At 63.4% G+C, this 12,000-nt stretch carries 7 protein-coding genes; 3 read left to right on the plus strand and 4 right to left on the minus strand.

Annotated elements, in window-relative coordinates; genetic code table 11:
• The first annotated feature begins 1 nt into the window (after position 1).
• The gene (locus tag HUK73_RS20695) at positions 2–712 is read left to right on the plus strand and encodes a response regulator transcription factor (protein ID WP_176593733.1); all 711 of its coding nucleotides are present in this window, start codon (positions 2–4) and stop codon (positions 710–712) included.
• On the plus strand, positions 709–2,325 hold the full coding sequence (locus HUK73_RS20700) for a HAMP domain-containing sensor histidine kinase (RefSeq protein WP_255326459.1): 1,617 nt from the start codon (positions 709–711) through the stop codon (positions 2,323–2,325). The genes HUK73_RS20695 and HUK73_RS20700 overlap by 4 nt, the downstream gene beginning before the upstream one ends.
• A 51-nt stretch (positions 2,326–2,376) precedes the next feature.
• Here the strand turns inward: HUK73_RS20700 and HUK73_RS20705 are convergent, their stop codons facing one another.
• The 4 genes from HUK73_RS20705 to HUK73_RS20720 form a co-directional block, all read right to left on the minus strand.
• A complete protein-coding gene (locus tag HUK73_RS20705) occupies positions 2,377–4,029 on the minus strand; it encodes a DUF6065 family protein (RefSeq protein ID WP_176593735.1) in 1,653 nt (550 codons plus the stop codon).
• Between the two features lie 382 nt (positions 4,030–4,411).
• Complete coding sequence (locus tag HUK73_RS20710; RefSeq protein ID WP_176593736.1) at positions 4,412–4,573, minus strand: hypothetical protein; 162 nt, start codon at positions 4,571–4,573, stop codon at positions 4,412–4,414.
• 238 nt (positions 4,574–4,811) lie between these two features.
• A complete protein-coding gene (locus tag HUK73_RS20715; protein ID WP_255326460.1) occupies positions 4,812–8,207 on the minus strand; it encodes an acyl-[ACP]--phospholipid O-acyltransferase in 3,396 nt (1,131 codons plus the stop codon).
• Positions 8,208–8,231: 24 nt separating this feature from the next.
• Positions 8,232–11,210, minus strand: coding sequence for a DUF2339 domain-containing protein (locus HUK73_RS20720; protein WP_176593737.1), 2,979 nt, complete (start codon positions 11,208–11,210; stop codon positions 8,232–8,234).
• Between the two features lie 108 nt (positions 11,211–11,318).
• Between HUK73_RS20720 and HUK73_RS20725 the strand changes: the two genes are divergently transcribed.
• Complete coding sequence (locus tag HUK73_RS20725; protein ID WP_176593738.1) at positions 11,319–11,918, plus strand: TetR/AcrR family transcriptional regulator; 600 nt, start codon at positions 11,319–11,321, stop codon at positions 11,916–11,918.
• The last annotated feature ends 82 nt before the right edge of the window (positions 11,919–12,000 follow it).

Below are 12,000 nucleotides of genomic sequence, written 5' to 3' on the forward strand. Positions count from 1 at the left end.
CATGCCTAGTACCATCCTGATCGTCGATGATGACCCACATATCCGTCAGTTGCTCGTCTTCGCCTTCGGCAAGGCGGGGCTGGAAACGATCGAGGCAGCCGATGGCGAGGCGGCATTGGTGGAGGTGGAGCGGCACGCGCCCGACCTCGTCATCCTCGACATCAACATGCCACGCATGGATGGGCTGGAGGTCTGCCGCAGGCTGCGCGCGCATAATGACGTGCCGATCTTCTTCCTTTCCTCGCGCGATGACGAAATCGACCGGGTGCTGGGCATCGAACTGGGGGGCGACGATTATGTGGTGAAGCCCTTTTCGCCGCGGGAGGTGGTGGCGCGCTCCATGGCGATCCTGCGCCGCACCGCCGCCCGGCCGCCGGTGATGGAGAATGTCGGCATGATGCGCCATGGCCGGCTCGCACTGGACACCGAAAGCTGGTCGGCCCATTGGGGGGCGGAGGAGGTCAGCCTGACCGTGACGGAGTTCACGATATTGCGTACCTTGCTCGCCATGCCTTCCCGTATCTTCTCGCGCGACCAGATCATCGACCGTTTTCGCGGGCCAGGCTTTGCCCTGACCGACCGGACGGTGGACAGCCATGTCCGCAATCTGCGCCGTAAATTCGCGGATGTCGGCGGCGTCGACATCATCGAAACGCGCGCGGGGATCGGTTATCGGCTGGGCGGATGCAGCGGGACGGCGCCGCCTGCATGATGGCGGGACTGAAGGCGCGGATTGCCCGGCATTGGCCGGTGCTGCGGCTGCGCACGATCCTGCTGGGCACTCTGCTGTTCGTGGCGGCGTTGCCGGGCTTTGGCGCGATCTTCCTGCGCGTCTATGAAAATGCGCTGGTACGGCGGACCGAGGCGGAACTGGTGGCGCAGGGTGCCGCACTGGCGGCGAGCGCGGCAGTGGTGTGGAAAGGCATGACCGCCGATCCCACCCTCCCCTCAGCACCGGTGCGCTATCATGACCGGATGACGGAAGTGGACCTGCGCTCCTCCCCTATCCTGCCGCCGAGGCCACGCGCAGCGGTCACGCGCGACCGGCCCGACGGTGCGGCGGTGGCGCTCGCCCGGCAGCTGATGCCCGCCTTTGCCGAAACCAAGGTGACGACCCTGTCCTCGATCCTGATGCTCGACCGGCGCGGCGTGGTGCTGAACGGCCGGGAAGGCGGGCGGAGCCTGGCCGCGCTGCCGGAGATCCGGGCGGCGCTGGACGGCCAGGCGGTGACGGTGCTCCGGGAGAATGAGGGCACGGTCGCCCATATTCCGCTGGAATGGCTGAGCCGGGCGGCGAGCATCCGCCTGCACCATGCGCGGCCGATCAGCGTCGATGGCAAGGTGGTTGGGGTGCTGCTGGTGTCACGCTCGCCGCGCGCGCTCTTTCTGGGACTCTATGAGGATCGGGGCAAGATCGCGCTGGGCGTGGTGGCGATCTTCCTGCTGCTGCTGTTGCTGTCGGCCGTGCTGTCCCGCGCCATTGTCCGCCCGATCGAGGGACTGAGCCGGGCGACCCGCGAGCTGGCCTCTGGCCGCCGGGTCACGCCGCACCATCCCTCCTTGCAGGTGGTCGAGATCAGGGCGCTCTATCAGGATTTCGAGCAGATGGCCGAGAGCATCGAGAAGCGCTCCCGCTATCTGCGCGATTTCGCCTCCTCGGTCAGCCATGAGTTCAAGACGCCGCTGGCAGCCATTTCCGGCGCGATCGAACTGTTGCAGGACCATGGCGCTGACATGGCTCCCGCCGACCGCGAGCGCTTCCTCGCCAATATGGCCGCCGATGCCGAGCGCTTGTCGCGGCTGGTGCGGCGACTGATGGAGCTGGCGCGGGCCGACGTGCTGGTGGGCGAAAATGACGCTTGCACGATCGCCAAGCCATTGCTGGTATCGATGGTGGATGCGCTTACTTGCAAGGGCTTCGTTATTGCCCTCAATCTGCCCGACGATTTTCCTCCACTGTCCGTGGACGCGGCTGCGCTGGAAGCCGTGCTGACAACTCTTGCAGAAAATGCGTGTCAGGCTGGCGCTTCACGGCTGGACATCAACATTGCGCTGCAGGGCGATGTCGCATGGATCGATTTCGTCGATGATGGCCCCGGCATCCCGCACGGGGATCAGTCCCGCATCTTCGACCTCTTCTTCACCACAAAAAGGGACGACGGAGGGACTGGTCTGGGCCTCGCGATAGCCCGTTCGCTGCTCGCCGCATATAATGGCGAACTTCACCTGCTGCCTTCAGGGCAAGGCGCTCATTTCCGGCTTGTCGTCGCAATCCAGAATGAAAGAATGGCAACTGCCGGCAAAGCGAATTTTCCCGGTGCATGACCGACGCGCCGCGACCGCGTTTATCCGCCATTCTCTCGTGCATCAGGCCCTTTATTCAACCTGCGGGTAGCTCTTGTAAAAATCGTTTCGCCACTTGAAATTCGTGTATGTGATCGAGACACTGAAATCCAAAGCTCTTACCTGATGCCACCAGCCGACCGGGATAAACAGGCAATCCCCAGGTTCGACGATCAGTTCGTAGAATTGCACATTTTTGAGCTTATCGTGAATATCCAGGTCTATGTCTGCAGAATCTATATCCGATATCCTGCTGAATACGTGGACGTCATTATACATGTTCGGCAGATGGTTCGCGGGCGCCATGATGACCTTTTTCCGTCCGACCACCTGGACGAAAAGGTTGTTGGTCAGGTCGTGGTGCAGCGGCGTGAACGTTCCCTCCGGTCCGATCCACATCATTCCATCAACTGCATCGGGTGAATGCGTAAGATATTTATCCAGATTTCGCGTATCGGCCTGAAGAGTTTCCAACAGGTGAGAATTGAAAGAGGCATTGAATGCGGTGATATAGGCGCCGTTTCCGGGTTCTTTCTCCATGATCTGCATCAGCGTGTCGAACGCGATCTCGGACCTGTGCGCTTCCTTATGTCGCTCGAAATTGCCGCTTGCCGTTCTGCCACCTTGATATTGAACGACGGAATTGCCGATTTTTTCGGCCAGATATTTGGGCGACCAAAGGGTACAGGCCGGCCATTCCCTGATCTCACCAGACAAGATGACCGGGCGTGAGGGTGCATAGAAGAGGTCAAGGAATTGCTCACCTGTAATGTCACGGCAGCGCGGAACATCGCTGGCCACGGCGGACAGGGCGCGCTGCTGCTCTTGGATTGCAAGCAACCATTCATATTTGAGGGTCGCGGTTGTCGATGATTTCCCGATTGCCGATCCTTCCCGAGGTTCGGCTGCGATCGGCTTTTTCATGGCATCGACCGCTTGGCCAGTCAGTTCAGCATGGTCGAATTCACCGACCCGCAATTTGACCCGATGGTCGGCGACGGGGCAATGTCCATCAGGATCGAGACCACGGAAATACAGCTTCTGCCATTTGTCGGTCGGCCGTTCCGGTGGATGTTCGCGCACATGACGCTGAAAGGCGTCGCGCGACGCCGACCATTTCTCGAACATCTCCTTGAGATGGGGATCATCGCCGATCGGCGCGAATGTCGGTTCGAACCGTTCGACCGCCTCCCTCTGGATCGGAAAGAAGTGCGCGACCGGCTCATTCTCTTCGAAGCGTACCGGCATGTGAGGCCGCGTGAGACGCCAGTTTATCGTGAAGCTATAGGGTGACCAGTCCGTCTCGATGATACCGGCCAGCGGCGCTACGCCATCCTTGAATATGTTGGGCGCGCCGGAAACATAGAGGTTCCAGCCGGGAGGCGTACGAAGCAGTCCGGGCAAGTGGATGGTAAAGGTGCCTTGCCCAAAAAGGGCCTGGGGTACGTCCTCGACCTTGCTGCCTGGATCAGCGCGGATAACAACGTCTTCGGGGGCCATCCCGCCGTTCCAAACGGCCTCAAACCCGCAGGTGCTCAGAATCTCCCAGCCATGACTATTGGCAATGTTGAGCGGCAGGCAGCGATAGGGAAAGGCCTCTGGCGCATCGTCCATCCATTGCCTCTTCGTCTGTGCCGGACGAATGCGTGGTTGCCATCCTGGATAGACGAAGCATTTCAATTCCATATTCTACTCCCGGGCCGGTCCGCATCGAGGGCGTCCCGCACAATTGCAGAAGTGGACTTGATACTGGAGTCACGCTGACGTCGCCAGTGCCGAAAGCGGCTTGCGCTGCGCGGTTCGGGGAAGCTGCCAGGGAAGCTATTGTGCCGCGAAATGGCAATTAATAGGTAATACTTCAGGGCAATCGGTGCGCTTGCAAAATGAATGCAAATCGCGATCAAAACATGCTAAGCTCTGCTCGCTTGGGGAAGCGTGTTGCGGCTTGGTCGTATCCAGGAGGGGGAAACATGATTCGGCGAACTATCAAAGACACCTCCGGTTCATCGGCCGCGGAATATGCCCTGATACTTGCGGTAATCGCCTCAGGCGTCGGTGTCGCGGCCTACTATCTCGAAGGCGCCATGGCCGGGAGCATCGCCAGCAGCGCAAGCAGCGTTTCCGGCTCGGCCACGCCGACGCCTACTCCAACGCCCACTCCAACGCCGACGCCCACCCCAACGCCGACGCCCACCCCAACGCCGACACCCACCCCAACGCCGACACCCACTCCAACGCCGACGCCCACTCCAACGCCGACGCCCACTCCAACGCCGTGCCCGGCTCACAATCCTCACTGCCCTTAGGCGGAACTAGATTTCATACCGCACAGGTGGAGAGATCATGTGCATATCTGCGGGCGGGCACCGCTTGCGATCCAGTGCGTGGACGATTTTTCATCCACGCACTGGATGCAATTTCAGTTCCGGTTGAAGCCGCAGGATGGCGATGCGTTCCACAGCACCGGACTAGGACCTGGCAAACTGCGTCATCAGCGCATAATCGGTCTTCCCGGTTCCCAGCAGCGGCAGTGCGTCGAGTACCCGGATTTCGCGCGGCAAGGCCAGTTCCGTGACCCCATTGGCCTTCCCCCATGCGGCCAGCGCCGCCGCCTTCGCTTCCCGCGCCGTGGTGAACAGCACCAATTGTTCCCCCTTGCGCGGATCGGGCCGCGTCACCACCGCATGCTCCGCGTCCGGCCATAGCGCCGAGGCATAGCCCTCCACCGCGGGCAGCGAGATCATCTCCCCCCCGATCTTGGCAAAGCGCTTCGCCCGCCCCCGGATCGTCACGAAACCCTGTTCATCGATGGTCACGATATCGCCCGTATCATGCCAGCCACCCTCGGGCGGTTGCAGCAGGCCGGGCGCATCTGCCTTCATATAGCCCGCCATGATATTCGGCCCCCGGATGGACAGCCGCCCACCCTCACTGATCCCCGGCACATCGTCCAGCCGCGCCTCGATCCCCGGCAACAGCCGCCCGACCGACCCAGCACGGAAATGCATCGGCGTGTTGACCGCGATCACCGGGCCGGCCTCGGTCGCGCCATAGCCCTCCAGGATGCGTAGCCCGAACTTCTCCGAATAGATTTTACGCGTCTCGTCCCGCACCCGCTCCGCCCCGGCAAAGATGTAGCGCAGCGAATAAAAGTCATAGCCATGCGCCATCCGCGCATAGCCCGACAGGAAGGTGTCTGTCCCGAACAGGATCGTCGCATTGGCGTCATAGGCCAGCGCGGGCACGATCCGGTAATGCAGCGGGCTGGGATAAAGCACAGTCTTCACCCCATGGAAGATTGGCAGAAGCGTCCCTCCCGTCAGCCCGAAACTATGGAACACCGGCAGCGCATTCAGCACCACATCGGCCGAATTGAAATCGATCCGCGCCGCAAGCTGCCGACAATTGGACAGCAGATTGCGATGGGTCAGCACCACCCCCTTGGGCAAACCCTCTGACCCTGAGGTAAAGAGAATGACCGCCGCATCATCAGGCGAAATCTTAAGCCGCTTATGTGTCCGAGCGGCAAAAGGACTGGCGACCAGCCCCCGCAGCTTCGCGCCGGTCCCAATCTCCGCCGCCACATCCTCCAGCCAGAGAAAGCCGATCCCCTCGACCTGCAGTCCAGCGACGACATCACTGAGTTTCCCCTGCTCGACAAAGGCGCGCGCGGTGATGATCGTCCTGATCTGCGCGGCGGTGCAGGCGGCCTTCAGATTGGCCAGCCCCGCGGTGAAGTTCAGCATCGCCGGCACGCGCCCGCCCGCCTGCAACGCGAAGAAGGCGACCGCCACCCCCGCCACATTGGGCAACAGCACACCAACCGCCTCGCCCTGCCGCGTCGAACGTCCCAAGGCCCGCCCCAGCACCAGCGCACCCGTCACGAGCCGCCCATAACTCAATGGCTCGCGCTTCACATCCTCGACCACGGCCGCGCCCCGCCCATGGACATGCTGCGCCTCCAGCAGCGCCTCGAACAGGGTCCGATCCGTGTCCGAGGTCGCGAACATCATCTGGCTCATCTCGTCATAGAGCCGCCGCCCGGCAATCGCCCGCCGCGCCCGCGCCGTCATCTCGCCCTCTATGGTGAAACGGCGCGACGGCAACACGGTGAGCGTGATCTTGGGAAAGTGTCGCAACCGAACCTTGCCCTTCAGCCGTGAAAAGGGCGTGAACTGCGCCCCGTCGATCCGCACCGGGATGATCGGCGCATCGCCCTTGTCCGCGACCATGCCGGGGCCGTCGAACACCTTCATCAGCGCGCCGGTGACGGTGATCCGCCCCTCGGGGAAGATCACCAGAGTCCGCCCCTCGCGCACCGCCTTCACCATCGCCTTGGCCGAGAGCGGGTTGGTGGGATCGACCGGAAAGGCATCGAACAGCGCCAGAAAGGGCTTCACCCACCAGGCCTTGGCGATGCGCGTATGCACGGCGAAAGTCGGCTTGCCCGGCAGGAAGGCGGCCAGCAGCAGCCCGTCGAGGAAGGAGACATGGTTGACCACCACCACCGCCGGTTCCCCGGCAGCGGGCATGTTCTCCGACCCAAGCACCTCGACCCGATAACAGAGCCGCAGCATCCCGCGCACGATCGCCTTGATCACGGTTTCAGGCAGCAGCCAACAACTGATCAGCGCCACCACTAAGGTCGCAAAGCCCATCACACCGATCACGCCGGGCACGCTTTCTCCCCATGCCAGCATCGCCGTCACCGCTCCGACCAGCAGCACGGCGACCGCCGCATTGACGATATTGTTCGCGGCGATGGTGCGCGACCGCTCCTCGCGCGGACTGTGGGTCTGGAGGATGGCATAGAGCGGCACCACGAACATGCCGCCTGAAAAGGCGATGCCGAACAGATCGAGCATGACCCGCATGCTCCCCGGCGATCCGACGAACTCCGCGATCCCGGCTCCCTGATGCACCGGCACATAGAAACTGGTGGACAGCCACAGGTCGATCATGAAGCCCGATAGCGCCAGCGCCGATACTGGCACGAAGCGCGCCGACACCGCTCCACTCAGCAGCCGGTTCACCAGCATCGCCCCGAACGCCACACTGACCGAGAAGATCAGCAGGAAAAGGGTCGCAACCTCCTGGCGGGCCTTCAGCACTCCACTCACCAGCGGTGCGAACTCGGCCAGCAGCACCGCGCCCACGGCGAAGAACCAGCTGATGCCAAGGATCGACAGCCAAACGCCCCGACCATGCCGCGCTGCCTTCAATATATGCCAGGTACTCCTGAACACATTGCGCTCGATCCGCAGGTCCGGCACGACCGTCGGCGCGGAGGGCACCGCGAAACTGACGAGGAAACCCAGCGTCGCCAGCCCCACCGCGACCAGCCCCGCTTCCCAAGGCGCGATGACGCCTGCCAGCAACTGCCCGCTCAGAATCGCGAGGAACGTCCCCGCCTCGATCAGCCCGGTTCCGCCCATGATCTCATCGGCGTGCAGATGCTGCGGCAGGATCGAGAATTTGACCGGCCCGAAGATCGTCGAATGCAGCCCCATCAGGAACAGGCAGGAGAGCAGCAGCGGCACGGACTCCAGCCAGAATCCGGTCACGGCAAGGCTCATGATGACGACCTCAGCCGCCTTCACCGCGCGCACCAGCTTCGCCTTGTCCCACGCGTCGGCCAATTGCCCCGCCAGCGCCGAAAAGAGGAAATAGGGCAGGATGAACAGCCCCGTGGCGATGGTCGCCAGCATCTCCGCCTTGTCCGGCTGCGCATGATAGAGGCCGAAATTGGCGAGGAAGAGCAGCGCGAACTTCAACAGATTGTCGTTGAACGCGCCCAGGAACTGCACCACGAACAGCGGCGCGAAACGGCGTTTGGTCAGCAAAGACAGATCAGGTGCGGACATCTTCTTACCCCCGTCCTTCACGCATTATGCCGCATTTGTCGCAGAGTTGTTAACCGGCTCGCGCAGCACCCGGTTATAAAGCCAGCCGATCCCGATCAGGCTGAAGCCGAGCGCCAGAAACGACCCGATCCGCAACAGTCCGGAGAGGCCCGAAGCGTCGAGCAGAAACACCTTGGCCACCGCCGCCAGCATCAGCAGCAAAGAGGCAATGCGCCAGTCCCGAGCTTGGCGGTGGATACCCCAAAGCAGGAACCCGATCGCCAGCCCCAGTGCGAGCACGGAGCGCAATATATCTTCGGCCTGACCGAGGCCCGGCACCGTCAACACCGATCCCACAAACATCTGCCGCAACGTCGTCAGCGCAAAGAGCACGATCAGCACCATCCGGAGAATGTCGGCAGGCCGCTGCATCCAAGCCCACTCCGGCCGCATCCGCTCGATCAGCCAGAGTGCCCCGAAAGCCAAGGCGAAAGCAGGCAGCAACAGGTTCACGACAGGCCACCCACCCACCGCCTGCGGGAACCAAAGCGGATTATGCAGCAGCACCGAATAGAACAGCAGATGTCCCAATCCTGCACCAACCAGCATTAGCTCCCCTCCCGCTCGCGTCGAAGAGAGGCACGTAACTCTCTTCGAGGGTCGGGGGAGGGCATGTCCAACAGCGCGCCAAACCCCAAACCCAAACCCCATCAACAACCCTTCCCAAACCGTCCGCTCGGCAAAAGCCAACCGCGTCACGTCCCCGACATTCCCCAACCCAAATACCTGCTTATACGCGACATGCACCGCGACCCCGCCCAGCACCGCAGCCAGCCCCCAGCCAACGCGCCGCCCCCAAGGCCCCACCACCGCGCCAGCGCGCCACAAAGCCACCCCCAACAACCCAGCCGGCACCGCCAACCGTCGCAAACTCTCTCCTAGCGCAGGCAAATCCCGCACCAGCAAAGGCTCACCTGTCAGCGACAGCAGCGCATGCGAAAGCCAGACCGCCAACGGCCACAGCGCCCAAAGCCCGACAATCGACGCCGCTACGCCAAGCCCCACCAGCATCCGCCCAGCGTCCAACCGCCCAGCATCCAGCCATCTGGCACTCTCCGCCACCAGAGCCAACCCCAAGGCCGCCCCCACCGGCACCCAGACCGCCGGCAAGAGCTGCGCCATCGTCCCATAGCCGAGCAGCACCGCCGCCCCCTGCGCCACGACCCGCCCTTCCGCGAACCGCGCCCGCCAGGCAAACAGCCCCGCCATCGCCGCCACGGCTATCCAGCGTAGCGGTATCCCCGCCGCTGCCTCTCCCCAAAGCCGTACGACATCATCTGACCCGGCCACAGCCACCAGCGCCGCAAAGGCAAAAGCCCAACCGCTCCACTCGACCCGCTGGTCCGCAGCCTTCTCCGCCAGCACCAGCAAGCCCGCCGCTACCGCCGCGATCACCGCCGCCAAAGCCCAGCCCGCCAGCCCTAGCGCCCCGGCCACCACCAGCAACAGCCCCACCGCCGTCGCCAGCATCACAAAGCGCCCATCCTCACGCGGCTTGCGCCATCCCAGCGCCAAAGCCGCTGCAGGCAAAACTGCCGCCCCCAAGGCCAGCCCGGCAAAAGCCTGATCCAACCCCGACCGATAAAAATGCAGGAAAGCCACCGCAAAGCCACCCAGGGCCAATCCGGCAATCTGCCCCGTCTCAATCAGTCCACCAGCCGCGCGCCACAGTCGCCAAAGCGCCGCCCCGCCATACATCACACCAAAGCCAGCCAGAACCAGCACAAACCGCCCCATCTCCGGTTCAGGCCAGGCACCCGCCAGCAACAGCGCAACACCCAGCCCTACCGCCGACAGCGGCCGCAAGCTCGCCTCGCGCCCCAGCCACACCAACGCGACCGAAAGCAGCCCGAACAAGCCCCAATGCAGCAACGCAAAGCCCCCGGTCGCCACCAGTGCCGCCATCTGCGCCGCCGCGACCACCGCCGCGCCGACTCTCAGGACCGGCGCCCACGCACCCGAAAGGGCAAAGAAAGGCAGCACCACTCCCAACATCAGCACCAGCAATCCGACCGACAGCGAAGACGCCCAATCCAGCGCTCCCATGGCGAGCAGCACCACGCCCCAACCTGCACCGCCGATCAGCGCGCTGACGCCCAGCCACATCCACCGCTGCGTCCGAGACAGCGCCGTGAGGCCACCGACAGCCAACGCCAGATAGCAGGTCAGCAACGGCACATTGGGCTGCCCCGCCTCGACCAGCGCAGGCGCGGCGAGACCGCCGACCAGACCCAACAAGGCACTCGGCGCGCCAAAGCGCAGCGATAGCCCCATGGCCAGCGCCGTCACCCCGGCCAACCCGACAAAAGCCGTCATCGGACCCACCAGCCCATAAAGCCCGTGCGCCGCCAAAATGCTGAAATAGAGCGTCGCCAGCCCTGCTCCGGCGAGCGCCTGCCGTACCCGGACATCGCGCACCCGCTCCTCCTGCCGCAGCGCGACTTCCGCTCCACCGATCAGCGCGGCTCCGAACAACAGCCCCAGCACCACGCGCACCAGCGGCGACAGCAACCCGGCATCGATCGAATATTTGACCAGCAGTACGCCTGCGACGGCCAGCGTCACCCCGCCAGCCCAGATCGGCAAGCGCCGCCCGAACAGGTCCTCAAAGCCGAAGGACGGCCGAGTGGGTTCGGCCGGAGGAGGGGTGGGTTGCTCCACTGGCTCGACAGGCGGCGGGGGAGGGGCCTCAACAGTTTCCACCGTCCGCACCACCACCCGCGCAGTCTGGGGCACGGCTTCCTCACCCTCGTCATCCCCGCGCAGGCGGGGACCCATCTCCCGCAGGTCACCCCATGCAGAACGCTCAGGAGATAGATTCCCGCCTTCGCGGGAATGACGATCAACAGAGGGTGGGCTTTGCACACCCTCCAGCATCGCCAACCGCATTTCCGCGACCTTCAGCCGCTTGCGCATGTCGAACAGCAGCACTCCGAAAACCAGCAGAACCAGCGTCACAAGCATGAGTCGCACCCCTGAAGCCCGGCGAACGATCCTGTGGCTACCGTATAATTAGACGCTGTTCAATAAATTTATTAGACAGCGTTCAATTCATCTATTATCGCTGGACCCATGGGAAGACGCTCCGACCACAGCCGCGAAGAACTGGCCGCGATGATCGTCGCGCAGGGCCACCGCCACATGGCGGAGGTTGGCTTTGCCCATTTCTCCTCGCGGGAGGTCGCCAAGCGCATCGGCTATTCGGTCGGCACGCTCTACAATGTGTTCGGCAGCTATGACCGGCTGGTCGTCGCGATCAACACGCGCACCTTCGATCTCTGGGCCGCCTTTCTGGAAGCCCGCCTTGACGACAATCCCAAAGACCGCATCGCTGCGCTGGTGGAAGGCTATTTTGCCTTCGCGCGCGACAATCTGAACATCTGGATGGCAATCTACGACCATCGCCTGCCGCTGGGCGTCCCCATGCCGGAGGATTATGCCCAGCAGCGCGCTGGCCTCACCGAAGTCGTGGTGCGCGAAGTCGCCGCCGTCCTTCCACCCCACGCGGCATCGATTGCGCCACGCCTCGCACGCTCATTGGTCGCCACGGTCCACGGCCATTGCACCTTTGCCTTGAACGGCAGCTTCGCCCTTTTGGGCGAGACGGACCCACTCGAAATGGCCGTCGCCCGCGTCAGGGAATCGTTGATAGCCGCCGGTGCAAGCGTCTGACAATCCCATACCGAGCTGGCCCATACCGAGCTGGCCCATACCGAGCTGGCCCATACCGAGCTGGTTCGACAACAGTTGGCCC

This window comes from Sphingobium sp. EM0848 (assembly GCF_013375555.1).
GTDB lineage: Bacteria > Pseudomonadota > Alphaproteobacteria > Sphingomonadales > Sphingomonadaceae > Sphingobium.

Bases quoted from the DNA above. Each gene is read 5' to 3' on its own strand.
- HUK73_RS20715 (WP_255326460.1), bottom strand. From the start codon at position 8,207: ATGTCCGCACCTGATCTGTCTTTGCTGACCAAACGCCGTTTCGCGCCG.
- HUK73_RS20695 (WP_176593733.1), top strand. From the start codon at position 2: ATGCCTAGTACCATCCTGATCGTCGATGATGACCCACATATCCGTCAG.
- HUK73_RS20700 (WP_255326459.1), top strand. From the start codon at position 709: ATGATGGCGGGACTGAAGGCGCGGATTGCCCGGCATTGGCCGGTGCTG.
- HUK73_RS20705 (WP_176593735.1), bottom strand. From the start codon at position 4,029: ATGGAATTGAAATGCTTCGTCTATCCAGGATGGCAACCACGCATTCGT.
- HUK73_RS20720 (WP_176593737.1), bottom strand. From the start codon at position 11,210: ATGCTTGTGACGCTGGTTCTGCTGGTTTTCGGAGTGCTGCTGTTCGAC.
- HUK73_RS20725 (WP_176593738.1), top strand. From the start codon at position 11,319: ATGGGAAGACGCTCCGACCACAGCCGCGAAGAACTGGCCGCGATGATC.